General features: G+C 69.8%; 28 protein-coding genes. 9 read left to right on the top strand and 19 right to left on the bottom strand.

Annotation, left to right across the window (positions count from 1 at the left end):
- Positions 1-39 precede the first annotated feature (39 nt).
- A complete protein-coding gene (locus ACFC06_RS28270; RefSeq protein ID WP_375938253.1) occupies positions 40-564 on the top strand; it encodes a DUF402 domain-containing protein in 525 nt (174 codons plus the stop codon).
- Positions 565-630: 66 nt separating this feature from the next.
- On the opposite strand, the gene ACFC06_RS28265 is transcribed toward ACFC06_RS28270, so the two are convergent.
- Both ACFC06_RS28265 and coaE read right to left on the bottom strand, forming a co-directional pair.
- Positions 631-1,062 (bottom strand): hypothetical protein, encoded by a 432-nt coding sequence (locus ACFC06_RS28265; protein ID WP_278265914.1) that lies wholly within the window; start codon positions 1,060-1,062, stop codon positions 631-633.
- 120 nt (positions 1,063-1,182) lie between these two features.
- On the bottom strand, positions 1,183-2,388 hold the full coding sequence (coaE, locus tag ACFC06_RS28260) for a dephospho-CoA kinase (protein ID WP_375938250.1): 1,206 nt from the start codon (positions 2,386-2,388) through the stop codon (positions 1,183-1,185).
- Positions 2,389-2,507: 119 nt separating this feature from the next.
- On the opposite strand from coaE, the gene ACFC06_RS28255 reads away from it, so the two are divergent.
- Positions 2,508-2,720, top strand: coding sequence for a hypothetical protein (locus tag ACFC06_RS28255; RefSeq protein ID WP_375938247.1), 213 nt, complete (start codon positions 2,508-2,510; stop codon positions 2,718-2,720).
- Between the two features lie 2 nt (positions 2,721-2,722).
- Here the strand turns inward: ACFC06_RS28255 and ACFC06_RS28250 are convergent, their stop codons facing one another.
- Together ACFC06_RS28250 and rpsA are read right to left on the bottom strand one after the other, a co-directional pair.
- A complete protein-coding gene (locus ACFC06_RS28250; protein WP_375938244.1) occupies positions 2,723-4,264 on the bottom strand; it encodes a phospholipase C in 1,542 nt (513 codons plus the stop codon).
- A gap of 124 nt (positions 4,265-4,388) precedes the next feature.
- The gene (gene rpsA / locus ACFC06_RS28245; RefSeq protein ID WP_375938241.1) at positions 4,389-5,858 is read right to left on the bottom strand and encodes a 30S ribosomal protein S1; all 1,470 of its coding nucleotides are present in this window, start codon (positions 5,856-5,858) and stop codon (positions 4,389-4,391) included.
- Positions 5,859-6,144: 286 nt separating this feature from the next.
- Between rpsA and ACFC06_RS28240 the strand changes: the two genes are divergently transcribed.
- Entirely contained in the window at positions 6,145-6,999 is an 855-nt protein-coding gene (locus tag ACFC06_RS28240; RefSeq protein ID WP_375938238.1) for a class I SAM-dependent methyltransferase, read from the top strand.
- On the opposite strand, the gene ACFC06_RS28235 is transcribed toward ACFC06_RS28240, so the two are convergent.
- Positions 6,996-7,550: a hypothetical protein gene (locus ACFC06_RS28235; protein WP_375938235.1), complete on the bottom strand. Its 555-nt coding sequence runs from the start codon at positions 7,548-7,550 to the stop codon at positions 6,996-6,998. The genes ACFC06_RS28240 and ACFC06_RS28235 overlap by 4 nt on opposite strands.
- 333 nt (positions 7,551-7,883) lie before the next feature.
- Here ACFC06_RS28235 and ACFC06_RS28230 point away from each other — a divergent pair, with 333 nt between their 5' ends.
- Entirely contained in the window at positions 7,884-8,810 is a 927-nt protein-coding gene (locus tag ACFC06_RS28230) for a redoxin family protein (RefSeq protein ID WP_375938232.1), read from the top strand.
- A gap of 3 nt (positions 8,811-8,813) precedes the next feature.
- On the opposite strand, the gene ACFC06_RS28225 is transcribed toward ACFC06_RS28230, so the two are convergent.
- The 3 genes from ACFC06_RS28225 to ACFC06_RS28215 all read right to left on the bottom strand — a co-directional run bounded on the left by ACFC06_RS28225 (position 8,814) and on the right by ACFC06_RS28215 (position 11,310).
- Positions 8,814-8,984, bottom strand: a complete 171-nt coding sequence (locus ACFC06_RS28225) for a toxin-antitoxin system HicB family antitoxin (protein WP_375938229.1) — start codon at positions 8,982-8,984, stop codon at positions 8,814-8,816.
- A 7-nt stretch (positions 8,985-8,991) separates the two neighbouring features.
- A complete protein-coding gene (locus ACFC06_RS28220; protein ID WP_375938226.1) occupies positions 8,992-9,879 on the bottom strand; it encodes an SPFH domain-containing protein in 888 nt (295 codons plus the stop codon).
- Positions 9,880-9,957: 78 nt separating this feature from the next.
- Positions 9,958-11,310, bottom strand: coding sequence for an FAD-binding oxidoreductase (locus ACFC06_RS28215; RefSeq protein WP_375938223.1), 1,353 nt, complete (start codon positions 11,308-11,310; stop codon positions 9,958-9,960).
- Positions 11,311-11,380: 70 nt separating this feature from the next.
- Here ACFC06_RS28215 and ACFC06_RS28210 point away from each other — a divergent pair, with 70 nt between their 5' ends.
- Positions 11,381-12,292 (top strand): LysR family transcriptional regulator, encoded by a 912-nt coding sequence (locus tag ACFC06_RS28210; protein ID WP_375938220.1) that lies wholly within the window; start codon positions 11,381-11,383, stop codon positions 12,290-12,292.
- Positions 12,293-12,407: 115 nt separating this feature from the next.
- Here ACFC06_RS28210 and ACFC06_RS28205 read toward each other — a convergent pair whose 3' ends face one another.
- Complete coding sequence (locus ACFC06_RS28205) at positions 12,408-13,310, bottom strand: LysR family transcriptional regulator (RefSeq protein ID WP_375938217.1); 903 nt, start codon at positions 13,308-13,310, stop codon at positions 12,408-12,410.
- Positions 13,311-13,405: 95 nt separating this feature from the next.
- On the opposite strand from ACFC06_RS28205, the gene ACFC06_RS28200 reads away from it, so the two are divergent.
- Positions 13,406-14,248, top strand: coding sequence for an oxidoreductase (locus ACFC06_RS28200; RefSeq protein WP_375938214.1), 843 nt, complete (start codon positions 13,406-13,408; stop codon positions 14,246-14,248).
- 37 nt (positions 14,249-14,285) lie between these two features.
- Here the strand turns inward: ACFC06_RS28200 and ACFC06_RS28195 are convergent, their stop codons facing one another.
- Positions 14,286-14,732: an ABA4-like family protein gene (locus tag ACFC06_RS28195; protein ID WP_375938211.1), complete on the bottom strand. Its 447-nt coding sequence runs from the start codon at positions 14,730-14,732 to the stop codon at positions 14,286-14,288.
- Positions 14,729-15,667 (bottom strand): hypothetical protein, encoded by a 939-nt coding sequence (locus ACFC06_RS28190; protein ID WP_375938208.1) that lies wholly within the window; start codon positions 15,665-15,667, stop codon positions 14,729-14,731. The genes ACFC06_RS28195 and ACFC06_RS28190 overlap by 4 nt, the downstream gene beginning before the upstream one ends.
- 103 nt (positions 15,668-15,770) lie before the next feature.
- Between ACFC06_RS28190 and ACFC06_RS28185 the strand changes: the two genes are divergently transcribed.
- A complete protein-coding gene (locus ACFC06_RS28185; RefSeq protein WP_375938205.1) occupies positions 15,771-16,409 on the top strand; it encodes a MerR family transcriptional regulator in 639 nt (212 codons plus the stop codon).
- Positions 16,410-16,413: 4 nt separating this feature from the next.
- On the opposite strand, the gene ACFC06_RS28180 is transcribed toward ACFC06_RS28185, so the two are convergent.
- The 4 genes from ACFC06_RS28180 to ACFC06_RS28165 form a co-directional block, all read right to left on the bottom strand.
- Positions 16,414-17,166 (bottom strand): amino acid ABC transporter ATP-binding protein, encoded by a 753-nt coding sequence (locus ACFC06_RS28180; RefSeq protein ID WP_375938498.1) that lies wholly within the window; start codon positions 17,164-17,166, stop codon positions 16,414-16,416.
- A 26-nt stretch (positions 17,167-17,192) separates the two neighbouring features.
- Positions 17,193-18,101, bottom strand: a complete 909-nt coding sequence (locus tag ACFC06_RS28175; protein ID WP_375938202.1) for an amino acid ABC transporter permease — start codon at positions 18,099-18,101, stop codon at positions 17,193-17,195.
- Position 18,102: 1 nt separating this feature from the next.
- Entirely contained in the window at positions 18,103-18,996 is an 894-nt protein-coding gene (locus ACFC06_RS28170) for an ABC transporter substrate-binding protein (RefSeq protein ID WP_375938495.1), read from the bottom strand.
- 139 nt (positions 18,997-19,135) lie between these two features.
- Positions 19,136-20,215, bottom strand: coding sequence for an isocitrate/isopropylmalate dehydrogenase family protein (locus tag ACFC06_RS28165; RefSeq protein WP_375938199.1), 1,080 nt, complete (start codon positions 20,213-20,215; stop codon positions 19,136-19,138).
- Positions 20,216-20,294: 79 nt separating this feature from the next.
- Here ACFC06_RS28165 and ACFC06_RS28160 point away from each other — a divergent pair, with 79 nt between their 5' ends.
- Both ACFC06_RS28160 and trxA read left to right on the top strand, forming a co-directional pair.
- Entirely contained in the window at positions 20,295-20,807 is a 513-nt protein-coding gene (locus ACFC06_RS28160; RefSeq protein WP_375938196.1) for a 2'-5' RNA ligase family protein, read from the top strand.
- Between the two features lie 49 nt (positions 20,808-20,856).
- A complete protein-coding gene (trxA, locus tag ACFC06_RS28155) occupies positions 20,857-21,228 on the top strand; it encodes a thioredoxin (protein WP_375938193.1) in 372 nt (123 codons plus the stop codon).
- Positions 21,229-21,298: 70 nt separating this feature from the next.
- On the opposite strand, the gene ACFC06_RS28150 is transcribed toward trxA, so the two are convergent.
- The 4 genes from ACFC06_RS28150 to polA all read right to left on the bottom strand — a co-directional run bounded on the left by ACFC06_RS28150 (position 21,299) and on the right by polA (position 26,148).
- Positions 21,299-21,721, bottom strand: coding sequence for a 2-keto-3-deoxygluconate kinase (locus ACFC06_RS28150; RefSeq protein ID WP_375938190.1), 423 nt, complete (start codon positions 21,719-21,721; stop codon positions 21,299-21,301).
- 362 nt (positions 21,722-22,083) lie between these two features.
- A complete protein-coding gene (locus tag ACFC06_RS28145; protein ID WP_375938187.1) occupies positions 22,084-22,857 on the bottom strand; it encodes an acyl-[acyl-carrier-protein] thioesterase in 774 nt (257 codons plus the stop codon).
- 45 nt (positions 22,858-22,902) lie between these two features.
- A complete protein-coding gene (locus tag ACFC06_RS28140) occupies positions 22,903-23,331 on the bottom strand; it encodes an SRPBCC domain-containing protein (protein WP_375938184.1) in 429 nt (142 codons plus the stop codon).
- A gap of 78 nt (positions 23,332-23,409) precedes the next feature.
- Positions 23,410-26,148 (bottom strand): DNA polymerase I, encoded by a 2,739-nt coding sequence (polA, locus tag ACFC06_RS28135; RefSeq protein ID WP_375938181.1) that lies wholly within the window; start codon positions 26,146-26,148, stop codon positions 23,410-23,412.
- Between the last annotated feature and the right edge of the window lie 100 nt (positions 26,149-26,248).

The following is a 26,248-nucleotide window of genomic DNA, read 5'->3' as shown; positions in this document are numbered from 1 at the left end:
GCGGGCGCCCACACCAGGTCGGCGGTAGATTCTGCGATCATGACGCAGGCATCCACCGTGCACGTGCACCCACCCAAGGTCGAGTACTTCGACATCGCGGCGCAGACGAACACCGATCCCAAGGGGTTCGTCCGGCCGGTGGAGGTCTACCGGGAGGAGCCGTGGGGGCTCTACATGGCCCGCACGTCCGATCACCCGAATTTCCACTATCTCGAGTCCTGGATCGTGCCCGAGCTCGCGCTGCGCGCCACCGTGTTCGGCTACAACCCCGGCGTCGAGCAGTGGCAGGACATCTATGTCGACATCGGCGAGTTCACCCGGGAATCGCCGACCCTGTGGCGCTCGATCGACCACTACCTCGACGTCCTCGTCCGCACCGGCCGCGATGTGCGCCTGGTCGACATCGACGAGTTGCTCGCCGCCAACACGGGCGGTCAGCTCTCCCCAGCCGCGTGCCAGGCCGCCATCGAGCACGCCACCGCCGCCATCGACGGGATCGCCGCGCACGGCTACAGCCTGGAGAACTGGCTGGCCGAGCGCGGGATGACCATCACCTGGCGCTGAAACGACAGCACCGCCGGCGACCCTCGGTAGCGGGGTCGCCGGCGGTGCCGGGAAAACAGTGGTGGATCAGCCCGCCGACAGGCTGGGCAGCAGATCCGCCAGGCCGCCGCCGCAGCCCGCGCTGCCGGTCGCGGCCGCCTCGCTCACGGTGACCGTGATCGAGTCGCTGATCAGCAGCTGACGCGCCTCGAGCTTGTGCTGACCGGCCGTGGTCGGCTTCCAGGTGATGCTCACCGTGCCCGAGAGCACCGAGGGCGAGACCGGGCTGCCGGGGATGTCCACGCCGTTGTCGGTGAACTTCACCGAGGTCAGCCGATCGACCTCGACCGCGGCGGTCAGCTTGTAACTGCAGCCGACCTTGTGGTTCTCGCCCGCCACATTGAGGTTGCCGACCCAGGCCGAGGCCTGCGGGGCGGCCAGCACAACGCTGGCCGCGACGGCGCCGAGTGCGGTGATACCGAAGCCCGCCCGGCCGAACTGACGATGCTGTGTTGTCATACGCGCTACAACTTCCCTGTGAATCGAGTCACCCTGTAGTGACCCGGCACAATTTACACAGCACACGGCACGGCACGGCCAGTTTCCGAAACATTGGTGTTTAACAGATTGGCATCGGGGTCACGCGCGAGCGTGGGCCCACTCGGTGACCACCGGATAGACCTGGTCGAACCACGGTTCCTTCACCGCGTAGTAGGCCTGGCCCGCCGCCTCGCCCGCCTTGTCGACGGCGGCCTGCTCGGCCTCCCGCTTGACCGCCAGATAGTCCTCCCGCGCGTCCGGCTCGGCACGCAGCCAGTCGCGCAGATCTAGCGCGAAGCGCTGACCGGGCGAATCCTGCACGCGCAGATGGATGTTCGCCGGGCGAGCCGGGTCGGCATTGCCGTGCAGCCGTTTGCCCCACCGGTCCAGATCGGTGCCCGAGGGATCGCCCGGGGTCGGCTTCGGGTTGTCGTGGGTCACCGACGCAGCCAACGGGAATCCGGCCGCGGCCAGCGCGCCCGCCAGCGAGTCGGCCGTGGCCAGATCGGCCACCGTGACCTGGATGTCGATGACGTCCTTGGCGGGCAAGCCGGGCACCGCGGTGGACCCGACATGGTCGATCCGCACCGCCGAGGCCCCGCACAGCAGGTGCAGGCGGGCGATGATCCGCCGGGCCTGGGCCGCCCATTCGGGATCGGCGGGCAGCAGCCGGTACTCGGCCCGCGCGCGGACCCCGTCGCGCTGATTGCGTTCGAACGGCACCAGCCGCCGCTCCCACAGCGCGCGCACCTGCTCGGCGACCATCTCGGGGGCGCCGTTGTTGTCCAGCCACACATCGGCGACCGCGTGGCGCTGCTCGTCGGTGGCCTGCGCGGCGATGCGGGTCCGCGCGTCGGCCTCGGCCACGCCGCGATGCTCCACCAGGCGGCGCAGCCGGGTCTCGATATCGGCCCCGACCACCAGCACCAGCTGCATGAGCGGGGCGAGCCCGTTCTCCACCAGCAGCGGAATGTCCTGCACGACAATGGCGTCCGCGGGTGCGGCGCCGATCAGCTCGGCGGTGCGCGCGCCGACGAGCGGGTGGGTGATGGCGTTGAGCGTGGTCCGTGACTCGTCGTCGGCGAAGGCGACCGCGGCCAGCGCGGGCCGGTCCAGGCTGCCGTCGGCCGCCAGGATCTGCTCGCCGAACGCCTCGACCAGCGCCGCCAGCCCCGGCGTGCCGGGCGCGACGACCTCGCGGGCGATCGCGTCGGAGTCGACGAGTACCGCCCCCAGCTCGACCAGCGTGCGCGCCACTGTGGACTTTCCTGCTCCCATGCCTCCGGTGAGGCCGATCCGCAACATGGGCCCAGTCTCGCATCCGACACGCCCGAGCGCCACGACGCAAAATCCGCGGCCGGGCGCGTCGCGTCGACTACTGTTCGCGCAGGCGGAAGGCCGAATCAGCGAGACGAAGGATGATCATGAGCAGCAAAGACCAGCGGGGGGCTCGCCACCGTCTGGGTATGCCGGGGGGCGTGCACTGCGTCGAATTCCCCGCCGTCGCCGCGAGTCTGGCCGAATACCGGCGCTCGTGGTTCACCGCGCTGCTCTCCCCCGCCAGACACAGTTTCGCCGCGATGCGCCGACGGCCCAGTATGGCCGCCGCCTACTGGGTGCCCGCCGCCGCGAGCTGAGCTCACACCGTCACCGGACCACTCGGCGCGCGCCGCGTCCCCGGCTGCTGACCGGGCATGGCATTGGGCGGCACCGGATACGGCACTCCCTGACCGAGGGTGCCCGCCGCGATGTTCGGGCCGCACTGCGCGATCGCCGCGTCGGCCTTGGGCCGGGGGTCCGGCAGGATCGGGCGGGCGGCGTCGGGCGCGGTGGCGAAATCGAAGGTGGAGGTCATGTCCCCGGTGACGCCGCGCCGCCAGGCCGTGAGATTCGGGACGTCCACCCCGAAACGGGTCTCCAGCAGCCGCAGCTGCGAGGTGTGGTCGAAGGTCTCCGAGGCGACCAGGCCGCCCCGGCTGTAGGGCGAGATCACCAGGCACGGCACGCGATAGCCGAGCCCGATCGGTCCGGCGATCCCGCCCGCGGCGGGCACCCGCTCCAGCGGCACGGTCAGGAACTCCCCGGGTGTGCCCGGTGGCGGGGTGGGCGGGACGACGTGATCGAAGAATCCACCGTTCTCGTCGTAGCTGATGATCAGCGCGGTCTTCTCCCACACCGCCGGATTCGAGGTGAGGATGTCGAGCAGTCCCACGATGCCCAGGGCGCCGAACGCGGCGGGCAGCGCGGGGTGCTCGCAGTGCAGGACCGAGGGCACCACCCAGGACACGGCGGGCAGCGTCCCGGCGGCGACATCGGCCTGGAAGTCGTTGGGGTACACCGGCGCGATGCCGCGCCGGGCCAGTTCCGAGGCCGGATCGGCGGCCTGGGTGAAGCAGCCCATCATCCCGTCCAGGATCATCGACGACGCGGGCCCGACATCGCGATTGCTGTAGATCTTCCAGCTCACCCCGGCCTCGGACAGGTTCTCCGGATAGGTGCGCCAGCTGTAGACGTTCTTCGGGATCAGCAGCGGGGTCTCGACGAGCGGTCCGCCCGCCAGCCCGTCGGGGTCGAGGGTCGCGCTGATCCAGTAGAGCCGGTTGGGGTCGGTCGGGCCGAGCACCGAGCAGTGGTAGTTGTCGCAGAGCGTGAACGCCTGGGCGAGCTCGGTGTGGATCGGAATGTCCTCGGGCAGGTAGTAACCCATGGCGGCGGGGGCGTTGGCCGGGCCGACCGAGGCCACCGACATCGGCATCCAGCCGTCGTTGCGGCCGTCGGCGAAGGCCTGGTGCATCCCGGGCCAGGAGTGGTCGGGGTCGTTGATGCACTCGCCGTCGAGGGTGGCGCCCGCGGTGGTGTCGAGGCGGAACGGTTCCACGAAACCGTCGGCGGTGGGGCCGATTCCGGGTGACCAGCCGTACTGGCGCCAGGCGGTGGAGGCCTCGTCGAATCCGCGCACCCCGGCCAGCGTGCCGAAATAGTGGTCGAAGGAACGGTTCTCCTGCATGAGCAGCACGACATGCTCGATGTCACCGAGGCCGCCCATGCCCGCCGGGTCGGCGGCGAAGGCCCGGTCGATGATCGGATTCGCCCACGTGGCAAGGGTTCCCACCGCTCCGGCGGCCATCGCCTTGGCGAGGAACTGACGCCGGTTCAGACCGGCGAAGGGACCAGAACTCATCATCGACGCCAACGCCTTCGTCCGCAGGGATGTTGCGATCGGCGCGAACGATACTCCTGCCGGAAAAAGGCCGAAGGCCCCGGTCCGGATGGACCAGGGCCTTCGGTGTGGAGCTCTACCCGAATCAGGCGTTGCCGGAGAGCTTCTCCCGCAGAGCCGCGAGCTGGGCGTCGCTGGCCAGCGAACCGCCCGAGGACTCGGCCGGGCCGGAGGAGGCCTGCGAGCCGCTCTCGGAGGAGTAGTTGCCCGAGGTGGCACCGCCGTTGGCGGCCTCGGCGGCGGCGTCGGCCGCCATCTTCTCCATCTGAGCGGTGTGCATCTTGTGGCGACGCTCGGCCTCGGCGTAGCGGCCTTCCCACTCTTCGCGCTGCTTGTCGAAGCCCTCGAGCCACTCGTTGGTGTCGGGGTCGAAGCCTTCGGGGAAGATGTAGTTGCCCGCGTCGTCGTAGCTGTCGGCCATGCCGTACTTCGACGGGTCGAACTCGGCGTGGTAGTCCTCGTTCGCCTGCTTCAGCGACAGCGAGATCCGGCGACGCTCGAGGTCGATGTCGATGACCTTGACCATCGCGTCGTCGCCGACGGCCACGACCTGGTCCGGGACCTCCACGTGGCGCTCGGCCAGCTCGGAGATGTGCACCAGGCCCTCGATGCCCTCTTCGACGCGCACGAACGCACCGAACGGAACCAGCTTGGTGACCTTGCCCGGCACGATCTGACCGATCGCGTGGGTGCGGGCGAACTGACGCCACGGGTCTTCCTGGGTCGCCTTGAGCGACAGGGAGACGCGCTCGCGGTCCAGATCGACGTCGAGAACCTCGACGGTGACCTCGTTGCCGACCTCGACGACCTCGGACGGGTGGTCGATGTGCTTCCAGGACAGCTCGGAGACGTGCACCAGGCCGTCGACGCCACCCAGGTCCACGAAGGCACCGAAGTTGACGATCGAGGAGACCACACCCTTGCGGACCTGGCCCTTCTGCAGCTGGTGCAGGAACTCGGAGCGGACCTCGGACTGGGTCTGCTCGAGCCAGGCGCGACGCGACAGGACCACGTTGTTGCGGTTCTTGTCGAGCTCGATGATCTTGGCCTCGATCTCCTTGCCGACGTACGGCTGGAGGTCGCGGACACGACGCATCTCGACGAGCGAGGCGGGCAGGAAGCCACGGAGGCCGATGTCGAGGATCAGGCCGCCCTTGACGACCTCGATGACGGTGCCCTTGACGGCCTCGTCCTTCTCCTTGAGCTCCTCGATCGTGCCCCACGCGCGCTCGTACTGCGCCCGCTTCTTCGACAGGATCAGGCGGCCTTCCTTGTCCTCCTTGGTGAGAACCAGGGCCTCGACCTCATCGCCCACGGAAACGACCTCGTTCGGGTCGACATCGTGCTTGATGGAGAGTTCACGGGAGGGGATGACGCCTTCGGTCTTGTAACCGATGTCGAGCAGGACCTCGTCGCGATCGACCTTGACGATGGTGCCCTCGACGATGTCACCATCGTTGAAGTACTTGATCGTGGCGTCGATGGCGGCGAGGAAGTCCTCGGCGGAGCCGATGTCGTTGACGGCTACCTGCGGCGAGGTGACGGTGGTGGGCATATGTGGATTTGCTCCGGACGGATTGTGGTCGGTTGCGGACATTGGAACTTTCGGTACGCTGCGAGATCACCGCGACGAGGCGACGAAGGATACTGAAGAAGTATCGCACGGACCGCCACAGTTGCCGGTGATCGAACTCAGCACGGGCGGCTCCGTCATCGGATACTGTACCCACGCGACTCGCGCGCCTACAGGCCCCTCGAAAGACACTCGCGTGCCTCAGCGTACGCGACCCCCGCCGAGCCGGGCAAACCACCCCCCGCACCACGCCGATACCCTGTTCGGCGTGTCCGACGACGAACGCCACGCGCAGGCCAACGCGCTGCTGGGAACCACCGCGACCACCCGAACCAAGATCGGTTCCGCCGCCAGCGAACGCGCGAGCAGGCGCTGGTGGGACGCCGATGCCGACCAATATCACCAGACCCACGCCGAGTTCCTCGGCGTCGACTCCCCCGGCGGGGAGTTCGTCTGGTGTCCCGAGGGCCTGCACGAGGGCGATATGCGTTTCCTAGGCGAGGTGCGGGGCAAGTCGGTGCTCGAGATCGGCTGCGGGTCGGCACCGTGTTCGCGCTGGCTGGCGGGCCAGGGCGCGCATCCGGTCGGGCTGGACCTGTCGATGGGCATGCTCGAGCGCGGGCTGGCCGCGATGGCGGCCGGCGGTCCGCGGGTGCCGCTGGTGCAGGCGGGCGCCGAGGCGCTGCCCTTCGCCGACGCGTCCTTCGATCTGGCCTGCTCGGCGTTCGGCGGGGTGCCGTTCGTGGCCGATTCGGCGCTGGTGATGCGCGAGGTCGCCCGGGTGTTGCGGCCCGGTGGGCGCTGGGTGTTCTCGGTGAACCATCCGATGCGCTGGATCTTCCCCGACGATCCCGGCGAGGGAGGTCTGGTCGCGCGTATCCCCTACTTCGACCGCACGCCCTATGTAGAGGTCGACGGCGACGGCGAACCGACCTATGTGGAGCACCACCGCACCCTCGGCGACCGCGTGCGCGAGATCGTCGGCGCGGGGCTGATCCTGCTCGACATCGTCGAGCCGGACTGGCCCGAATGGCTCGACCGCGAGTGGGGTCAGTGGTCGCCGCTGCGCGGGGAGATCTTCCCCGGCACCGCCATCTTCGTCGCCGAGAAACCGGGCGCCTAGAACTCCGGCAGCGCCGCGAAGGACGGGTCGACCTGCACATTCGGCACGGTCTCGGCGATCCAGCGGCGGGCCCTGGTCAGCGCGTGGTCGGGGAAGACCGGGTCGAACCGGACGTCGTCGGACAGCAGATACGGCAGCTTGCCGCGCAGACCGGGCGCGTACGGATGCGGTGGGCACATCTCCGAGCGATGGACCTGCGCGCCGATCGCGGTCTCGCGCGCACCCGGCACCCCGGTTTCCGGGCAGATGATCTGGAACACCGCCGAGCACCGGTCCTTGGGCACCACGATCGACGCGGCGAACACGAGCGCGCCGCGCGGTCCCGGCAGCTGGGTCTTCTCCACGCGCAGCAGCGCGGGCAGTTGGTCCACCCACACCACGAACGCCTCGATCAGGCAGCCGGTGCGGGCATGGTGTTCGGCCAGCCGCTTGCGCAGCCGCCGCAGATCGTGCAGGCGCGCAGGCAGATCGGGCCTGCCGTTGACATAGGTCAACGCGACGACATCACGAGTGGCCGGATTCCCCCAGGTCGTGTTGTCCAACTGCTGCATTCCAGGAATGTCGAACGAGATGGGCACCGGAACAATTTACCGGCGCACGCGAGTTCGGTTGCCCCCGAATGCGCCCCGGCGGGTTGTTCAGGCACAAACACTCTCCTCGACCACCTCGGCGACCCAGGATTCGTGACCGATCACTATCGCGCGCCTGCCCGGAGTGCCCAGGACAGTGGCCAGATCGGCGCGAAAGCTCTCGGCACTCGCGCGGTCGTCGAACTCGAGGTCGACGAAGACCCGGACTCCTCACCCGCGCCCTCGGCTCCACCTGAACCACACGCTCGCCCCGCCTTGACATTTCCCCTGGGGACAGGGTTTACCGTCACCGGCATGAAGATCGGTCAACTCGCCCGGCAGACAGACCTGAGCCCGAAGGCGATCCGGCGCTACGAGGCGCTCGGGCTGGTGACACCGACACGGCTGCCCAACGGCTATCGGGAATACGACGAGGGCGCTGTGCGGCTGGTGCGTGAGATCCGGATGCTCAACCGGCTCGGCATCCCGGTAGCGGAGACCCGCGCGTTCCTCGACTGTCTGACATCGGGAAGCGCCCATGGCGACGACTGTCCGTCCGCGCTGGCCGAGTATCAGCGCGCCATCGATGAGCTGACGACGCGGATCGATGTCCTGACCGAGCGGCGGGACGGCTTGGTCCGCCGGTTGAGCGACGCCGCCTACCGGAACAGCAGTGCGGCGCCGGCCTCCGCGATGCCTCCGCTCCGGGTACCCGCGCCCTCCGCGGAGGCCGGGCCCGCGACACGGCTGCTCGGGCTGCCCACGCCCGCACTGACTTTCCCGGCGACCGACGGCTCCGAGATCGACCTGGCCGCACTCGGCGACGGACGCACCGTCGTCTACCTCTATCCGCTCACCGGCCGTCCCGACACCGACCTGCCGACAGGCTGGACATCGATCCCGGGAGCGCGTGGGTGCACCGCCCAGGCCTGCGGTTTCCGCGACCACCACGCGGAGCTGCTGGCCGCCGGTGCGCATGGGGTGTTCGGGTTGTCGAGCCAGGACTGCGACTATCAGCGCGAAGTGGTCGAACGTCTCGGTCTGCCGTTCGCCATGCTGGCCGATCCGGAATTGCTGCTGGCCGGGGCGCTCGGACTGCCCACCTTCGAGGTGGACGGCATGCGGCTCTACACACGCTCGACCCTGGTGATCCGGAATGGGGTGATCGAGCACGTCTTCGCGCCGGTCCGGGAGCCGGCGGAGCACGCGGGCGAGGTTGTGCGGTGGTTGGCGCGGGGGTGAGGGTCAGTCGCGTCTGGGTTTGCGGCCGGCCTGTTCGAGGGCCAGGCGCAGGGCGTATTCGATCTGGGAGTTGACGCTGCGCAGGTCGTCGGCCGCCCACTTGGCGAGTGCCTCGTGGACGGCCGGATCGAGCCGCAGCAGGACCTTCTTGGGTTCCTTCTTCTGCGCGGTCATGGAGCCCTCAGGCGTAGAGGGATCCGGTGTTGACGACCGGCTGGGTGGCGCGGTCACCGCAGAGCACGACCAGCAGGTTCGAGACCATGGCGGCCTTGCGTTCCTCGTCGAGTTCGACGGTGCCCGCTTCGGCGAGGCGGTCCAGGGCCAGGCCGACCATCCCGACCGCGCCCTCGACGATGTGGGTGCGGGCGGCGACGACCTGGGCGGCCTGCTGGCGCACCAGCATCGCCTGGGCGATCTCGGGCGCGTACGCCAGGTGGGTGATGCGCGCCTCGATGACCTCGATACCGGCGGTGAGCGTGCGTTCCCGCAGCTCGACGGTGAGTTCCTCGGCCACTTCGGCGCCGTCGCGCAGGCTGGTACGGCTGTCGTCGTGGGCGTCGTAGGGGTGGGTGGTGGCCAGGTGCCGCACCGCCGCCTCGGACTGGGTCTCCACGTACTCCTCGTAGTCGTCGACCGCGAAGGCGGCCTTGAAGCTGTCGACCACCTTGTAGACGACGACCGCCGCGATCTCCACCGGGTTGCCGTCGGCGTCGTTGACCTTCAGCTTCTGGGTCTCGAAGTTGCGCACCCGCAGCGAGATGGACTTGCGGTCGGCCAGTGGCACCACCGAGAAGAACCCGGGCTCGCTGACCGAGCCGATGTAGCGACCGAAGAACGTGATCACCTTGGCCTCGTTGGGGTTGACGATGATCAGCCCGGTGGCCAGCAGCAGCACGACCACCGCCGCGAACACCGCGATCCCCGCGCCCGCCCACGCCAGGGCACCACCGTCGTGCTGGGTGGCGGCGATGAAGGCGACGACGGCCGCCGCGCCGAAGGCCAGGGTGAACACCAGCCACCCCAGCAGCACGACGAACCCGTTGAGCCGGAATGCGGATCGCAGTTCCATGACATCCTCCCGATATCTGAGTGATATCACCAAGATAGTAGATACCGCCCGGATCGGCAAGATCGGACATTCCGGATGTCAGGCCGGGGCGATATTGCGGTTGAAGCGGAACATGTTGCGCGGGTCGTGGATTCGCTTGAGCTCGGCCAGCCGCCGCAGCGTGGCCGGGGCGAAACCGGCTCCGGTCTGGGCGGCGCCGGCGGCCGCGCCCGCGCCGTAGAGGAAGTTCAGGCTGTGCCCGATCGTCCACGGCGCCAGGGCTTCCCGGACGAGGGCCAGGTCGGCGGGTTCGGCGTCGCCGTCGGCGCCGGTGATCACCCGCACGACGTAGGCGGCGTCGCGATGGCCGATCGAGGCGCCGCCGTGACGCAGGGCGCCGCCGAGGTGGCGGATGTCGACGACGGCCTCCACCGGTCCCCCGGGTGCGGTGAGCGCGCGCAGGGCGGCCAGGCCCGCCGGGGTCAGTTCGGACAGCAGCGCGTTGGTGGCCGCGTAGGCGTGCGGGAAGTCGGGGTCGCTGTGGATCGTGTGCGATTCGGTGTAGGGCAGGACGCGCAGGTCGTCGCGCAGCCGGTCACCGATCGCGCGCAGCGGCGCGACCAGCTGCTCGCCCTCCTCGGCGGTGCCGTGGAAGGCGATCCGGATCGAGGCGAGGTGCTTGCCGCGCAATGGTTCCGGCAGCGCCTGGATGTCGGGGTAGGTCAGCACGGCGACGGTGGAGGTGAGGGTGTCCGGCAGCGTCTCGGTCCACTGGCGCCAGGTCTCGAGGGCGGTGTCGACGAGTTCGGTGGGGAAGATCAGCTGACCACCGTAGATCTCGGCGATCGGGACGAGATCGAGCTCCAGTCCGGTGACGACACCGAAGTTGCCGCCGGTGCCGAGGACGGCGTCGAACAGTTCGTCGCCGGGGGTGAGGGTGCGCATGCGGCCGTCGGCGGTCACCAGGTCTATCGCGCGCACGTGGTCGGCGGCATAACCGAATTCGCGCCCGAGCAGGCCCAGCCCGCCCCCGAGCACATATCCGGCCACCCCGACCGACAGCGACGACCCGTTCAGCGGTGCCAGCCCGTGCGCGGCGGCGGCCTCGACGAGCGCGCCCGCCCGCACTCCGGCCCCGATCCGCGCGGTGCGGGCGACGGGATCCACGGTGACGGCATCCATCCGCCTGGTGGTGATGAGCACTCCGGCGTCGGCGGCCACCGACAGGCCGTGCCCGGTGGCCTGCACGGCGACCGGAAGCCGTTGCCGCGCGGCGTATTCCACGGCGGCCCGGACGTCCTCGGCGGTGACCGCACCGACCACGAGAGCGGGGCGATGGGTATAGGCGGTCTGGAAGCCCGCGACCTCTTCGGCGTATCCGGTGTCGTCGGGACGGAACACCGGTCCGGTGGTGTGGGGTGCGTCGGCGGTCTGCGCTGCGTTCTCGGTCATGACTCCACCCTGCGCGCGGCCGATCGAGAAGTACAACAGATAGTTCTTCTCGTTCCTATAATCGACTGTTATGGAATTGCGGCAGCTGCGGTACTTCGTGACCGTCGTAGACGAGGGCGGCTTCACCCGGGCGGCCGAGCGCCTGCACCTCACCCAGCCCGGGCTCAGCGCGCAGATCCGGCAGCTCGAACGCGAACTCGGCCAGCGGCTGCTCGATCGCGGCGCGCGCACCGTCACCCCGACCGAGGTCGGCCTCGCGGTCCTCGAGCACGCACGGGAGGCGCTCGCCGCGGCGGACCGGATCACCGCGACCGTGCAGGAGTTCACCGGCCTGCTGCGCGGGCACGTCCGACTCGGCGTCATCTCGGGCGCCGCGACCGAGGAGTTCGACATCGCCCGCGTGCTCGCCGAGTTCCACGACGATCACCCGCAGGTCGGTATCAGCCTGACCGAGGACACCGCGGAGAACATGCTCGACGCCCTCGACCGCGACGAACTCGACATCGCCCTGGTCGGCCTGACCGGCGCCCCGCAGCGCCCCGGCATCGAAGTCGACGTGATCCTGGAGACCCCGCTGGTCGCCGCCGTCGCCCGGGACGCTCCCGGCCCCGCCGACACCATCACCCTCGCCGCACTCGCCGATCGGAAACTCAGCTGCCTCCCGCGCGGCACCGGCCTGCGCGGCATCTTCGAACGCACCTGCGCCGCAGCGGGTTTCACTCCGAATGTGACGTTCGAGGCCGCCGCTCCCGCCCTGCTGCTGCGCCTCGCCGCCAGCGGCCTGGGCACCGCCGTGGTCCCCGCGCTCGGCGACGCCGTCCCCGCCGACATCCGCGTCCTCACCATCGTCGAACCCCGGATCACCGGCCGCCTCGCCCTCGCCTGGCGCGCCGACCGATCGGGCCGCCCGGCCGCGAATGTCCTTCTCGGGCAACTTCGTATCGCACTCGGCGGCCACCCGCGGCGGTCCGCTACGCCATGACGTCGACGCGCGATCCGGTCCAAAAGCCTCGGCAGCTATGCGATTCACCCGGTCGACGCCGCGTCCGTCCCCGGCGCGCAGGGTACGGCCGCAGCCCCGGACCTCCACCGAGGGATCACCCGGCCCGCACCGCGTTCGTCGCCAGCGCGCAGGCCTGGACATAGCCCTGGACCAGCGGACGGTCGTCGTCGCGACGCCAGGCCAGCGCCAGGGCAGACGGACTGACGCCGGTGACCGGCCGGGTCACCACGCCGTCGTGGGCGACCAGCGGGGCATTGCCCGTGGCGAGCAGAACGACACCGTCCCCGTTGACCAGCGCCTCGTAGGTCTCCTCGGTGCTCGACACCTCCGCGCCGATGACCGGCGGGCGCCCGCCACGCTCGTCGACCGCCAGCCAGTAGTCGCGCAGCGCACCGGCCGACTCGGGCAGGGCGAGGAACGGCTCGTCGAGCAGATCGGCGAAATCGATCCGCGCGTGCCCGGCGAGCCGATGCTCCGCGGGCAGCGCGACCAGCCGCGGTTCGGTGGCCACCACCAGCAGGCCATAGCGCTCGGGGTCGGCCAGCGGGAGCCAAACGAAGGCCACATCGGTGGTGGCGTCGGCCAGCCCGGCGGTGGGGTCCTCCCAGCCGACCTGGCGCAGCACCGGTTTCGCCGCGGGAAAGGCGGCGGTGAACCGGGAGCGGACCGCGGGCAGGATCCCACGCCCAGGACTGGTGCTGATCCCGATCGCCAGGCTCGCCTGCTGCGCGGTCTTGGCCGCCGCCACCTCCGCCTCGGCCACGGACCACGCGTCGAGCATCCGGCGCGCGTGCGGCACCAGCGCCGCGCCGACCGGAGTGAGCGCCACCGACCGGGTGTCGCGAGTGAACAGCGCCGCGCCGAGCTGGTTCTCGAGCTTGCGGATCTGCTTGCTCAGCGCGGGCTGGGACACATAGAGACTCTCCGCCGCAGCGGTGAAGTTCAGCCGCTCGGCGACCGCGACGAAGTAGCGCAGGTCGCGCCCGTGTATATCCATAACTCTTGGTTATCACAGCGGGTCTTGGACAGCGCGTCGGCACCGCGGGCAGCATCAGTGGGGCACCGGAACAGCAACCGACAGAGGAGAATCCGATGAGCACACCGAAGATCTGGCTGATCACCGGCGCGAGCAGCGGCTTCGGCCGCGCCCTCACGCAGGCGGCGATCGACGCGGGCGACACGGTGGTCGCGGTCGCCCGGCGCACCGCCGCCCTCGAAGACCTGGTCGCCGCGCACCCCGACCGGATCGAGACCATCGCCCTCGATGTCACCGACACCACCCGCGTCGACGCCGTGGTCGGCGATGTCGTCGCCCGGCACGGCCGCATCGACGTGCTGGTCAACAATGCCGGACGCACCCATGTCGGTGCGGTCGAGGAGACCACTGATGCCGAGTTGCGCGCCCTGTTCGACCTGCACGTCTTCGGACCGGCCGCCCTCATCCGCGCCGTGCTGCCGCACATGAGGGCCAGGCGCGCCGGCGCGATCGTGCAGATGAGCAGTGTCGGCGGGCAGCTGTCCTTCGCCGGATTCGGGGCCTACAGCGCCACGAAGTTCGCGCTCGAGGGCATGTCGGAGGCGCTGGCCGCCGAGGTGGAGCCCTACGGCATCACGGTGCTGATCGTCGAGCCGGGCGCCTTCCGGACCGGCCTGTTCGGTCCCGGTGCGGCCGCCTTCAGCACCGATTCCGGCCGCTACACCGACACGGTCGGTGCGACCCGGACCATGGTGTCCGGCGGCGACGGCACCCAGGCGGGCGACCCGGCCAAGGCCGCCGCGGCGATCCGGGCAGCCCTGGCCGCGGAGAAGGCGCCGCTGCGCCTGCCGCTGGGCGCCGACGCGGTGGACGCGGTCCTCGGACATCTCGACGCGGTGCGTGGCGACGTCACCACGTGGGAGACGGTCTCGCGCGCCACCGCTGTCGACGAGCACTGACCGCGCGGGTGCCGCGACCCCACAACGCGGCAGCCGCTCATTCCACCGTCGCGACTTCCCGGTCCCCGGACCCGCGCCCGGCGACCTCCCGCAGCACCAGATAGGCCGGAAACACCAAGGGCGACAACAGAATCGTCCCCACCAGCACCGGACCCATCAGCCACGGCGAGATCTCCCGCTCCCGGCTGTCGAGGTAGATCCACCGGCCGAGGAACAGGTCCCATGCGAGGATCTGCGCCCACAGTGCCGTGAGGACGGCGGGGTCGGCGGCGGCGTCGGTGATGGCGGCCAGCGACGGTGACGTCACCAGCGCCCAGAGCGTGCCGAGGACCGGGACGGCGACGATCACCCAGATCACCAAGGGCGCCAGCACGATCCACGGTGAGCCGATGATCGTGCGGGTCCACCGCCAGGCCGGGGCGAAGATCATCAGCGCCCAGAACGGGACGGTGACATAGAACGACAGGTCGAACAGGGTGCTCATGCGATCGCCACCTTCCGGGCACCGATCGCGCTCGCGACCGACACGCCCACGCCTACGACAACTCCGAGACCGATGACGGCGGCCGCCCCCAGGGTGGCCTCATCGGGATGGATCAACGGCTGCCCCCGCAGTGCCTGCCAGGTGAGCAGCGCCAGCGTCGCGGCGTACGCGGCCGAGACGGTGAGCACCAATCCGAGCCGCACCCGCGGGGACCGCAGGATCGGCAGCCGCGCCGCGGCGACCACCAGCACCGCGGCGAACAGCGGCAACACCTGCAGGGCGTGCATGCCGAAGAAGTGCGGGATGCGCAGATCGCCGTCGGTGGTACTCCAGCCGGTCAGTGGCATGCCGGGGGTGCCGTCGGGGGCACCGACGGTGTGCGCGCCGACGATCCCGTCGACCCCGGATTCGCGGCCGGGCATGAGATTGCCCAGCGCCAGGCCGGCCAGCGTGACGGCGAGCCCGAGCCGGATCGACCAGGTGATCGCCGCGTCGCCGATCGGTGTCACCCAGAGCCGCACGGCGACCACCATGGTGGCCAGGAAGAGCACGAGAATGGTGACACCCATGGTGATCCACAGGACGCCGTCGAGGACGGTGGTCATGTTGTAGTGGCTGCGGGTGCCGCGCACGACCTGGCCGAAGATGATCAGCTGCTCGATCGTGCCCGCGACGACGATCACCGTCGCCATCGCCCCGACGAGCCGGGAAGCCTTGGGCCGCAGCGAGATCAGCCAGGCCAGCGCGAGGCTGTAGAGCACGAACGACAGCGCGAACTTGGCGGGTTTGAACCACGCGGCCGCGCCGGTGATCACCCGGTCGTCGGCCAGCACGCCGATCACCGCCACGACGGCGAGCACGGCATTGGCGGCGGCGAAATACAGCAGAGGACGGTGCAGCGGGGCCCGACGGCGGGGCAGTGCGTCCGGAATCATGACGATCTCCCAGTGATAGATAGTTCTACTATCCGTTATGGATAGTTAGACTATCCACATGCCGCGCTGACGGCAAGGGGGGCGAGCGAAAACGGAGGTAGCGGTGCGGATCTCGGAGTTGAGTGAGCGCAGCGGCATCGCGGTGCCGACGATCAAGTACTACCTGCGGGAGGGGCTGCTGCCCGCGGGCACGCGCACCGGCCCCAACCAGGCCAGTTACGGCGAGGAACACCTGCGCAGGCTGCGGCTGGTCCGCGCGCTGATCGAGGTCGGCGGGCTGCCGGTGTCCACGGTGGGCGAGGTGCTCGCCGCCGTCGACTCCCCCGACCTGCCACTGTTCAGTCTGCTCGGCGTGGTGCAGGGCAGCCTGTCCACGCCCGCGCCGAGCGCCCCCGACAGCGAATGGGAACGCGCCGCCGCGACCGTGCGGGCGGAGATGGACCGGCGCGGCTGGGACATGAAACCCAGCACGGAGGCGATCGACACGCTCACCTCGGTCCTGGTGCGCCTGGCCCAGCTCGGCTACGGGGACTGGGGTGCCACCGCCCTGCCCGCCTATTTCGACGGTGCGCGGGTGATCGCGGACAACGATGTCGCGACCGCGGTGGCCGCGGGCGGGCGCGACGACATCGTCGACGCGGTGGTGGTGCTCACGGTGCTCGGCGACACTGCGCTGGCCGCCATCCGCCGCATCGCCCAGGCCCAGGTGTCGCTGGAACTCCTGACGCCCGACGCGGGCTGACCCGTCAGAGCAGCCGCGACAGGAACGTCTTGGTGCGCTCCTGCTGGGGGTTCGCCAGCAGCTCGCGCGGCGGACCCGATTCCACGACCACCCCGCCGTCCATGAACACCAGCTCGTCGGCGACCTCGCGGGCGAAGCCCATCTCGTGGGTCACCACCAGCATGGTCATGCCGGAATCGGCCAGCTCGCGCATGACGGTGAGCACCTCACCGACCAGTTCCGGGTCCAGCGCCGAGGTCGGCTCGTCGAACAACATGAGCTTGGGGTCCATGGCCAGCGCCCGCGCGATCGCCACCCGCTGCTGCTGACCACCCGAGAGCTGCGCCGGATAGGCATTGCGCTTGGCGGCCAGGCCGACCCGGTCCAGCAGCTCCTCGGCCCGGGTGACGGCCTCGGCCTTGCGGATGCCGCGCACCTGGGTGGGCGCTTCGATCACGTTCTCCAGCGCCGTGCGGTGCGGGAACAGGTTGAAATGCTGGAACACCATGCCGATGTCGCGGCGCTGCCGGGCGGCCTCGCGCGGATGCATCTCGTAGAGCTTGCCGTTCTTCTCCCGGTAGCCGACGAGCTCGCCGTCGACGTAGAGCCTGCCCGCGTTCACCTGCTCGAGGTGGTTGATGCAGCGCAGGAACGTCGACTTGCCCGAGCCCGAGGGCCCGACCAGGCACAGCACCTTGCCGCGCCGCACCTCGAGCGAGACACCGCGCAGCACTTTCAGCGCGCCGAAGTTCTTGCAGACCCGGTCGGCCAGCACCATCGGCGGGGTCGTCACTGCTGATTCGGTCATTTCGCCTTCACCGCCGCCTGTGCCGTGGCCAGTTCGGCGAGCTGCTTGGCCGTCAGCTGCCGGGTGGCTCCCCGTGAGAAATGCCGTTCCAGGTAGTACTGCCCGACCATGAGGACGCTGGTGATCGCCAGGTACCAGGTGGCACAGACCAGCAGCAGCGGGATCGGCTGGAAGTTGACGCCGTAGATGTCGCGGGCGCGGCCGAACAGGTCGGTGCTCAGCGGAATCGCGGTGACCAGCGAGGTGGTCTTGAGCATGCCGATCAGTTCGTTGCCGGTGGGCGGGATGATCACCCGCATGGCCTGCGGCAGCACCGTGCGGCGCATGGTCTGCGTCCACGACATGCCCAGCGCCACCGAGGCCTCGCGCTGGCCCTCACCGACGGAATTGATGCCGGCGCGCACGATCTCGGCCATGTAGGCGGCCTCGTTGAGACCCAGGCCGATCACCGCGAACAGGAACGCCGCCTGCAACTGCTGCACGTCGAGGTGGAAGAACTGCGGCCCGAACGGCACACCGAGGTCGATCTGCCGGTAGAGCGAGGGCACCAGCCCCCAGAACACCAACTGCACGAACACCGGGGTGCCGCGGAAGATCCACAGATACACCCACGCCGTGGTGCGCAGCACCGGATTCGGCGACAGGCGCATCACCGCGAGCACGGTGCCGAGGGCCACCGCGATGGCCATGGCCAGCACCGTCAGCTCCAGGGTGACGATGGCGCCCTGGGTGATCCGGTAGTCGAACAGGTACCGGCCGTAGGTGTCCCAGCGGTAGGCGGGATTGGTGGCCGCGCCGTAGACGAACAGGCCGACCAGGATCAGGATGACGGCCGCGGCGATCCAGCGGCCGGGCCTGCGCAGCGGGACGGCCTTGATGACTTCGGGGGTGTCGTCGTCGCTCATGTCAGCTCACAGCCCCGTTGATCACCGAGGTGGTGATCCGTCCGTCCTGCACACCCCAGTTGGCGGTGATCTCGGCGTACTTCCCGGTGTCGATCAGGTGCTGGAGTGCCTTCTGCAAGGACACCGCCAGCGGCGAGGACTTCTGCACCGCCCAGCCGTAGGGCGCGGACTCGAAGATCGGGCCCGCCGCCTCGAGCTGGCCGTCGGTCTGCCTGATCGCGTACGCCGTCACCGGGGAGTCCGCGGACATGGCGTCGACCTGGCCGAGAACCAGCGCGTTGGTGGCCGCGCTCTGCTCGTCGAAGGCTTTCATATCGATCGGGTCCTTACCCTCGGCGACACATTTCGCGCTCTTGGCGGGTACTTCCTCGGTGTGTTCGACGGTGGTCGCCTGCACGGCGACTTTCTTGCCGCACGCGTTCTCGGGGTCGATGTCCTTACCTGTGCGCTGCGCCCATTGGACCCCGGCGGAGAAATAGGTCGTGAAATCGACCTGTTTCTCGCGTTCGCGCGAATCGGTGATCGACGACATGCCGACGTCATAGGTGCCTGCCTGAATCGCGGGAATGATCTTCTCGAACGCGGATTCGACATAATCGGCGCGCAGGCCGAGGGTGGCGGCCACCGCGTCGAACAAATCGACATCGAAGCCGACGATATCGCCGCTCGCGTCGCGATACTCGTTCGGCTGATACGGCACATTGACCCCGACGACGATCTTTCCGGCCTGCCGTATCCGCTCGGGCACGGTCGCGGCCAGCTCGTCGACCCGTTCGACCTGCACTTTGGCCACATCGGCGGTGTCGCCCTCGGTATTGTGCACGCACCCGGCCGATACCAGCACGATGCCCGCGACGACGCCGATCGTGCGCGCGGCGCGGCGAGCGAGAATCATTCGACCTGCCACAGGGCCTCCACCATTCGCCTTCGGCGCCGCCGGACGTGTCAGCGCCTGATTGGCAATGTAGGCGAACCGGACACAGCGTGGTGCGACAGTAACCGAAGATTCATCAGCGAATGTGGAAGACGCCTTTTCACCTCCGGTGCACGCGCGCGGCGACCTGCTCGGTGAATTCGCTCGTCGAGGCCAGACCACCGAGATCGGCGGTCGCCACTCCCGCCGCCAGAGTCGCCGCCACCGCGTGACCGATCCGGTCGGCCGCGTCGTGCAGCAGACCGTTGTCGTCGCGAACTGCCAACCAGCGCAACAACATCGCCGCCGACAATTGCAGCGCCGCCGGATTCGCGCGATTGTGCCCGGCCAGACCGGGGGCCGCGCCGTGTACCGCCTGGGCCATCGCCTTGGTGTCGGAGCAATTGAGCGAGGGGGCCATGCCGAGTGAGCCGCTGAGTTCACCCGCGAGGTCGGAGAGGATGTCGCCGAAGAGGTTCTCGGTGACGATCACGTCGTAGTCGCCGGGCGAACGGACCAGATGCGCGGCCATCGCGTCGACGTGCGCGTCGTCGACCCGCACGTCCGGGTACTGCGCGGCCACCTCGAAGCACACATCGCGGAACAGGCCGGTCGTCATCGGCAGCACATTCGCCTTGTGCACCACCGTCACCCGCCCGCGCCTGCCCTGGGCCAGCCGCAGCGCCTGGTGCGCGATCCGCTCGCACGCCTGCCGGGTGATCACCGCGACGGCCATGGCCACGTCCTCGGTCGGGCGGAACTCCCCCGACCCGGCGAACATGTTGCGGTCGGCGTAGAAGCCCTCGCTGTTCTCCCGCACGATCACCAGGTCGATGCCGGGCGCGGTGGCCCGCACGCCGGCGAAGGCCATCGCTGGCCGGATATTGGCGTAGAGGCCCAGGCGCTTGCGGATCGCCCCGCCGGGCGCCACCCGCATCTCGGCCGGGTAGGAGGCGTTGTCGTGCGGACCGAGGATCCAGGCGTCGAGCCCGGCCAGGGCGTCGAGGGTCTGTTCGGGCAGCGGATCGCCGTGGGCGGCGATGGCGGCGTGACCGATCAGCAGGGGTACCCAGGTCACCGGGTCCAGGCCCGCCGCGGCGACGGCCTCGTCGACCACCGTCCGCGTCGCGGCCACCACCTCGGGGCCGATGCCGTCACCGTCGATCACACCGAGCCGCGGACTCGTCTTCGCACCGTTCACCCCCTCATCCTCGCGCGTGCGCGTCGCGGTGCGCGCGAGCGCCCCACCCGGACACGCCGCGGCGACTAGGTTGGCGGGCATGGTGCAGTCGGTGGAGTTGCTGCTGGACGAGCGGGGCGAGGCGGAGATCCGCAGGCAGTGGGCGGTGCTGGCCGAGGCGGGCATCGGCAGTCCGCGCGGCGCCACCCATCGCCCGCACATCACCGTCGCGGTGGCCCGCGAGATCTGGCCACGCATCGACCACGCGCTCGAGCGCACGGACTTCGCCCCGCTGCCGGTCCGGCTGGGCGGGGTACTGGTGTTCGGGGCGCGCAGGCCGATCCTGGTGCGGGCGGTGGTCGTCACCGAGGAGCTGCTGGCCCTGCAGCGCCGGGTCGCCGAACTGGTCGCGCCGTGCCCCGGCATTCCGCCGAACGTGGCACCCGATGCCTGGACCCCGCACGTGACCCTGGCTCGCCGGGTACCGCCGGAGCGGCTCGGCGACGCCGTGCGCGCGGTGGCGGCCGACCACGATTTTTCCGCCGTTGTGGTGGGGATTCGCCGCTGGGACGGAGACACGCGGCAGGAGCGGCTCGTGGCCGGGGGAAGATAGTGAAAGACCCCGGCGTTACAGCCGGGGACACCGACAAGGAGAGGACGTCATGGCCACCCAGACGCTGACCCAGCAGAACTTCGACGAAGTGATCACCGGAAACGACGTGGTACTCGTCGATTTCTGGGCTTCCTGGTGCGGTCCGTGCCGCAGCTTCGCCCCCACCTTCGAGTCCTCCTCGGACAAGCACCCCGACGTGGTGCACGGCAAGGTCGACACCGAGGCCGAGCAGGGGCTCGCCGCGGCCGCCAACATCCAGTCGATCCCGACCATCATGGCCTTCCGCGAGGGTGTGCTGGTGTTCGCCCAGCCGGGCGCGCTGCCGCCCGCCGCGCTGGAGGACCTGGTGACCCAGGTCAAGGGCCTGGACATGGACGAGGTGCGCAAGCAGATCGCCGAGCAGTCCTCCCCCGCCGAATAGGCGCGAAACGTCAAGGGCCCGTTCACCTCCGGTGAGGTGAACGGGCCCTTTCGGCGTGTGCCGGGGCGGATCAGCCCGCGAGCTTGCCGACGCAGGCGATCATGGCGCGCACGGTCGACTCGGCGCCACCGGCGGCCATGGCCGCGGCCCAGCCGCGCCTGCCGTCGAGATCGCACCGCACGAACGTGGCGATACCCTCGGCGGTGGGCCGCTGGTGGAACTGCAGGATCTCGAGGGGGTAGCCCTCGTCGTAGAGCGCGGAGGTCATGGCCGCGACCGGGCTACCGGTGGCCAGGACGGTCCGCAGGTGGTCGGCGAATTCCAGGGTGGCGGTGAAATCCGTTCCGGAACAAGTCCATTCGCCGAGCGTGATCGGACCCTCGAACCGGGTGTACCGGTCGAGGAACTCGGCGGGGGTGAGGTCGGTGAGTTCGGCACGCAGCCCGCGGGGGGCGGCGTCGAACAGGGCATGGTCCAGTGTCAGCAGTGTCATTGCAGGTGAGGTCTTCCCGAAGATGGTCTTCGTTGGCAGGTGGGACCAGCAGAACAATGAAAATCAGCCCGCAGCGAGGGGGCTGGTCCGAATCAGACCCCGCTACGGCGGGTTACTACGAGAAGAATCTGCCGGGTGGCTGCCTGCGCGGTCTGCGCAGCAGCGGCCGCGCGGTCGCGGTCAGCGACAAGCAGCGCGGCAAAGCGGTCGGCGGGATTCGGCACGTTGTCGAGAATAGGGCGATCGTCGTGAAACCGCAACCTACTTACGACCCCGCCGTGTCTACCGGTGAGTACCGTCACCGCAGCTCAGATCGGTGGTTCCGGTCACCGCCGGGAGTGCGCGACCCCCGAACGCACGGATCAGTGCGCCGGTCCCCCGGCCAGCGGTTCCACCGAGGCCAGTGCCCGCGCGGAACCGTCCACCTCGAGCTGGATGCGCAGGGCGCCGGGCCGCGCGCTGGTGCGCAGCACCACCTTGTCGCCGATCATCACCGGTCCGGCGTGTTCGACGATCGCCCGGTAGGGCAGCCGGTGGCGGTCCGGGTGCGCGGCGAGGGCCTCCTCGACCGCCTCCCAGTACACCGCGTTGTTGACGTGCCCGAGCCGGTCCACGTCGGCGACCCGCAGCGGGAACGGCGCGGCCTCCGCCTCGGGCTCGTCGAGCTCGGTGAGCGCCGCCCGCCAGCGCAGCCGGTGCTCGGTGGTGCTCGCCAGCATCGGCGCCATGAAGGCGTCGCTCATCCGCGCTGGCCTGCCCGCCACCGGATCGATGTGGATCAGGAAGGCCGCGGCCTCGATGTGTCCGCCGCGCTCGCCGCGCAGCTGGATGCGCATATCGCACCACCGGTTCGACAGCGCGTCGGCCCAGCGGCGCAGCCGCACGCGGTCGCCGAACACGATCGGTTCGTAGACGTCGATGATGGTGCGCCGCACGATCCACGCCTGATGGGTGTCACCGTCCTCGACGGCGTCGAGGTGATCGAACCCGATGTCCTGCAGATAGCGCGCCACCGCGTCGAGGCGCAGCCGGTCGTCGCCGTCGGTGTCGCCCAGGCGCACCGGCCACGCGGCCGCGAAAGCCTGGTCGATATCCGGGCAGGCGGGCAGCGGGGTCGCGATGACATCGGCGGGCACCCTCCGATGCTGCCACACCCCGGGCACGACGGCGCGGCGGTGCGATCAGGCGCGTTCGGCGGCGGCCTTGATCCCGGCCACGTGGGACTCCCACATCCCCTGCGCGTGCGCGGCCTCTTCCTCGGAGGCGTTGTTGTCCTGACTCAGCGTCAGATGCGTCGACGTGTCGTCGCCGCTGAGCAGGTAGCCGAGCGTGTGGTAGTTCTCCGGCACGTCCGGCTGCCCACCGAGCGGGCTGTAGTGCGTCATCGTGAGCACCCGCCCCGGCTCCACCGCGAGGATCTCGCCCCGATCGGTGTACGGCTTGCCCTCGTACTCGCCCTGCCAGACGATCGGGCTCCCGGGCCGCCAGTCGGTCTCCACCTCGGCCCCGAACATGAACTCCCGAATCGCCACCGGGTCGGTCAGTACCTCCCAGACCCGCTGCGGCGAAGCATCGATCTCGACCTCGGCGGTCGCCACGAACCCGGCCATCATCGGCTCCTTCCGGTCACCCCTCGTCCACGGTACGACCGCGCCGCCCGGCCGGCTTGGACAAAGGCGCCACGGCGTTCAGTGGGCCGCCGCGTCCCAGCTGTGGCCGGTGCCGACCGAGACGGTGAGGGGGACCGAGAGTTCGATGGCCGAGGACATCTGGTCGCGGGCCAGGGCCTCGAGGGCGTCGCGTTCGCCGTCGGCGACCTCGAAGACGAGTTCGTCGTGGATCTGCAGGAGCATGCGCGACTTCAGGCCCGCGTCGGTGATCGCGTTCTGCACATTGATCATCGCGACCTTGATGATGTCGGCGGCGGTGCCCTGGATGGGGGCGTTGAGGGCCATGCGTTCGGCGGCCTCGCGGCGCTGGCGGTTGCTGGAGTCCAGGTCGGGCAGGTAGCGGCGGCGGCCGAACAGGGTCTGGGTGTAGCCGACCTTGCGGGCCTCGTCGACGACGTCGGACAGGTAGTCGCGGATGCCACCGAAGCGGTCGAAGTAGACGTCCATCTGCTCCTTGGCCTCGGCGGTGCTGATCTTGAGCTGCGCGGACAGGCCGTAGGAGCTCAGACCGTAGGCCAGGCCGTAGGACATGGCCTTGATCCGGCGGCGCAGCTCCGGGCTCACCTCGTGCAGCGGGATGTCGAAGGCCTTGGAGGCGACGAAGGTGTGCAGGTCCTCGCCGGAGTTGAACGCCTCGATCAGGCCCGCGTCGCCGGACAGGTGGGCCATGATCCGCATCTCGATCTGGCTGTAGTCCGCGGTCATCAGCTCGGCGAAGCCGGGGCCGACGACGAAGGTGTCGCGGATCTGGCGGCCGGTGTCGGTGCGGATGGGGATGTTCTGCAGGTTCGGCTCGGTGGAGGAGAGCCTGCCGGTGGCGGCGATGGTCTGGTTGAAGGTGGTGTGGATGCGGCCGTCGTCGGCGACCGACTTGAGCAGGCCGTCGACGGTGACCTTGAGCCGGGTCGCGTCGCGGTGGGCCAGCAGGTGTTCGAGGAAGGCGTGGCCGGTCTTCTCGAACAGCGACTCCAGCGCGTCGGCGTCGGTGGTGTAGCCGGTCTTGGTGCGCTTGGTCTTGGGCATGTCGAGCTCGTCGAACAGCACCACCTGCAGCTGCTTGGGCGAGCCGAGGTTGATCTGCTTGCCGATCACCTCGTAGGCGGCGTTGGCGGCCTCGGTGACCCGGTCGGCGAACTGGCGCTGCAACGATTCCAGCTGCGCCACGTCGACGGCGATGCCCGCGTCCTCCAGCGTGCCCAGCACGCCGAGCAGCGGCAGTTCCATCTCGTGCAGCAGCGCGGTCGACTCGATCTGCTCCAGTTCGGTGTCGAGCGCGTCGGCCAGGTCGGCGACGGCGCGGGCGCGCAGCATCTCGTCGCGGGCGAGGTCGGCGGCGACGGTGTCCTCGTCGTCGAGCAGCGAGAGCTGGCCGTCGTCGCCGGTCTCGGCGCGCAGTTCACGCTTGAGGTAGCGCAGCGAGAGGTCGTCGAGGTTGAAGCTGCGCTGGCCGGGGCGCACCAGGTAGGCCGACAGGGCGGTGTCGCTGGTGAGCCCGGCCAGGGTGAAGCCGCGCCCGCGCAGGGCGTGCTCGGCGGCCTTGGCCTCGTGCAGGGCCTTGGGCACCTCCGGGTCGCCCAGCCAGATGCCAAGGGCGGCCTCGTCCTCGGGCGTCAGGGTGGTGAGATCGAGGTAGCCGCCCTCGCCGTCGGCGGCGGCCAGGGCGAGCGCGCGGGCGTCACCGTGTACCGGCGTGCCGGTGCCGACCACCGAGAGTCCGTGGCGCACACCGGGTTTCGCGTGTTCGGCCAGCCAGTCGCCGACCGTGCCCGGCTCCACGATGGCGCCGCTGATCTCGAAACCGGACTCGGCTTCGGGTTCGGCCGAACCGAGGGTGTCGAAGAGGCGATCACGCAGGACGCGGAATTCCAGGTCGTCGAAGAGCTGGTGGATCTTCTCGCGGTCCCACGGCGCCTGCGCGAGCTGGTCGGGGGTGTAGGGCAGCGGGACCTCGCGGACCATCTCGGTGAGCTGGCGGTTGAGCACCACGCTGGACAGATTGGCGCGTAAGGCGTCGCCGACCTTGCCCTTCACCTGGTCGACGCGGTCGACCAGGGTGGCCAGGTCGCCGTATTCGCGGATCCACTTGGCGGCGGTCTTCTCGCCGACGCCGGGGATGCCGGGCAGGTTGTCGCTCGGGTCGCCGCGCAGGGCCGCGTAGTCGGGGTACTGGGCCGGGGTGAGACCGTATTTGGTCTCGACCTCGGCGGGGGTGAAGCGGGTGAGGTCGGAGACGCCCTTGCGCGGGTAGAGCACGGTGACGTCGTCGTTGACCAGCTGGATGGCGTCGCGGTCGCCGGTGACGATGAACACCCGGTACCCCTGGGCGGTGGCCTGGGTGGTGAGGGTGGCGATCACGTCGTCGGCCTCGTAGCCGTCGATCGCCATGACCGGGATGCCGAGCGCGCCGAGCACGTCCTTGGTGAGTTCGACCTGGCCACGGAACTCGTCCGGGGTGGCGCTGCGGTTGGCCTTGTACTCGGGGTACGCCTCGGTGCGGAAGGTCTTGCGCGACACATCGAAGGCCGCGGCCACGTGCGTGGGCTTCTCGTCGCGCAGCAGGTTGATCAGCATCGAGGTGAACCCGTACACCGCGTTGGTGGTCTGCCCGGTGACGGTCTTGAAGTTCTCCGCCGGTAGCGCGAAGAACGCGCGATAGGCGATCGAATGCCCGTCCAGGAGCAGCAGCGTCGGCCGCTCACCCCCGTCGGCGGTGGTCGTTGTCGATGCCTGAGCAGTCGTCGGTGAACTCACCCGCATGAGTGTAGGGACACGGTGTGACATCGACGCCCTCGCCGCGGGTGTTGCCCCGGAAAACCGGACCGGCCCCGCGCTCACACGGAGCACGGGGCCGGGTGAC

The sequence above is a fragment of the Nocardia sp. NPDC056064 genome, assembly GCF_042266925.1.
GTDB lineage: Bacteria > Actinomycetota > Actinomycetes > Mycobacteriales > Mycobacteriaceae > Nocardia.
Note: the sequence above shows the minus strand (reverse complement) of the source record. Positions and strands in the feature narration are given on the sequence as shown.

Coding starts and splice junctions, on each gene's coding strand:
- ACFC06_RS28230 (WP_375938232.1), top strand. CDS start 7,884: ATGAAGATCGGTCAACTCGCCCGGCAGACAGACCTGAGCCCGAAGGCG.
- ACFC06_RS28195 (WP_375938211.1), bottom strand. CDS start 14,732: ATGAGCACCCTGTTCGACCTGTCGTTCTATGTCACCGTCCCGTTCTGG.
- ACFC06_RS28210 (WP_375938220.1), top strand. CDS start 11,381: ATGGAATTGCGGCAGCTGCGGTACTTCGTGACCGTCGTAGACGAGGGC.
- rpsA (WP_375938241.1), bottom strand. CDS start 5,858: ATGCCCACCACCGTCACCTCGCCGCAGGTAGCCGTCAACGACATCGGC.
- ACFC06_RS28215 (WP_375938223.1), bottom strand. CDS start 11,310: ATGACCGAGAACGCAGCGCAGACCGCCGACGCACCCCACACCACCGGA.
- ACFC06_RS28270 (WP_375938253.1), top strand. CDS start 40: ATGACGCAGGCATCCACCGTGCACGTGCACCCACCCAAGGTCGAGTAC.
- ACFC06_RS28235 (WP_375938235.1), bottom strand. CDS start 7,550: ATGCAGCAGTTGGACAACACGACCTGGGGGAATCCGGCCACTCGTGAT.
- ACFC06_RS28200 (WP_375938214.1), top strand. CDS start 13,406: ATGAGCACACCGAAGATCTGGCTGATCACCGGCGCGAGCAGCGGCTTC.
- coaE (WP_375938250.1), bottom strand. CDS start 2,388: ATGTTGCGGATCGGCCTCACCGGAGGCATGGGAGCAGGAAAGTCCACA.
- ACFC06_RS28190 (WP_375938208.1), bottom strand. CDS start 15,667: ATGATTCCGGACGCACTGCCCCGCCGTCGGGCCCCGCTGCACCGTCCT.
- ACFC06_RS28205 (WP_375938217.1), bottom strand. CDS start 13,310: ATGGATATACACGGGCGCGACCTGCGCTACTTCGTCGCGGTCGCCGAG.
- ACFC06_RS28255 (WP_375938247.1), top strand. CDS start 2,508: ATGAGCAGCAAAGACCAGCGGGGGGCTCGCCACCGTCTGGGTATGCCG.
- ACFC06_RS28150 (WP_375938190.1), bottom strand. CDS start 21,721: ATGACACTGCTGACACTGGACCATGCCCTGTTCGACGCCGCCCCCCGC.
- ACFC06_RS28170 (WP_375938495.1), bottom strand. CDS start 18,996: ATGATTCTCGCTCGCCGCGCCGCGCGCACGATCGGCGTCGTCGCGGGC.
- ACFC06_RS28160 (WP_375938196.1), top strand. CDS start 20,295: ATGGTGCAGTCGGTGGAGTTGCTGCTGGACGAGCGGGGCGAGGCGGAG.
- ACFC06_RS28140 (WP_375938184.1), bottom strand. CDS start 23,331: ATGGCCGGGTTCGTGGCGACCGCCGAGGTCGAGATCGATGCTTCGCCG.
- ACFC06_RS28175 (WP_375938202.1), bottom strand. CDS start 18,101: ATGAGCGACGACGACACCCCCGAAGTCATCAAGGCCGTCCCGCTGCGC.
- ACFC06_RS28225 (WP_375938229.1), bottom strand. CDS start 8,984: ATGACCGCGCAGAAGAAGGAACCCAAGAAGGTCCTGCTGCGGCTCGAT.
- ACFC06_RS28265 (WP_278265914.1), bottom strand. CDS start 1,062: ATGACAACACAGCATCGTCAGTTCGGCCGGGCGGGCTTCGGTATCACC.
- ACFC06_RS28250 (WP_375938244.1), bottom strand. CDS start 4,264: ATGAGTTCTGGTCCCTTCGCCGGTCTGAACCGGCGTCAGTTCCTCGCC.
- trxA (WP_375938193.1), top strand. CDS start 20,857: ATGGCCACCCAGACGCTGACCCAGCAGAACTTCGACGAAGTGATCACC.
- polA (WP_375938181.1), bottom strand. CDS start 26,148: ATGCGGGTGAGTTCACCGACGACTGCTCAGGCATCGACAACGACCACC.
- ACFC06_RS28180 (WP_375938498.1), bottom strand. CDS start 17,166: ATGGTGCTGGCCGACCGGGTCTGCAAGAACTTCGGCGCGCTGAAAGTG.
- ACFC06_RS28220 (WP_375938226.1), bottom strand. CDS start 9,879: ATGGAACTGCGATCCGCATTCCGGCTCAACGGGTTCGTCGTGCTGCTG.